The organism is Burkholderia sp. BCC1644 (assembly GCF_902833225.1).
Taxonomy (GTDB): domain Bacteria; phylum Pseudomonadota; class Gammaproteobacteria; order Burkholderiales; family Burkholderiaceae; genus Burkholderia.
Window position 1 is genome coordinate 1 of the sequence record NZ_CADFEI010000063.1, and the last position, 557, is coordinate 557.

A 557-nucleotide genomic window follows, 5' to 3' on the forward strand; every position below is an offset into this window, starting at 1 on the left:
CCTTCGGTCAGCGCGCGCATCGTGCCGAGCATCCGGCGCACGTCCGGGTGATGGATGATCGTCACCGACTGCTTCGCCGACCCGTCCACCGGGCGGCTCTGCACGCGTTCCTTCGCGAATTCCGCCGCCTTCTGGTACGCGCGGTCGGCCACGCCGATCCCCTGCATCCCGACGCCGAAGCGCGCCGCGTTCATCATGATGAACATGTATTCGAGGCCGCGGTTCTCCTCGCCGATCAGGTAGCCGATCGCGCCGCCGTGGTCGCCGTACTGCAGCACGGCCGTCGGGCTCGCCTTGATCCCGAGCTTGTGCTCGATCGACACGCAGTGCACGTCGTTGCGCGCGCCCAGCGAACCGTCTTCGTTGACCATGAACTTCGGCACGATGAACAGCGAGATGCCCTTCACGCCTTCCGGCGCATTCGGCGTGCGTGCCAGCACCAGGTGGACGATGTTGTCCGCCATGTCGTGCTCGCCCCACGTGATGAAGATCTTCGTGCCGAACACCTTGTACGTGCCGTCGCCCTGCGGCTCGGCGCGCGAGCGCACCAGCGCGAG

The 557-nt window shown here is 66.8% G+C and carries 1 protein-coding gene; it reads right to left on the minus strand.

The features are described 5' to 3' along the window. A partial coding sequence (locus HWX87_RS37700; protein ID WP_279612996.1) for an acyl-CoA dehydrogenase family protein occupies window positions 1–557 on the minus strand: 557 nt, incomplete at both ends.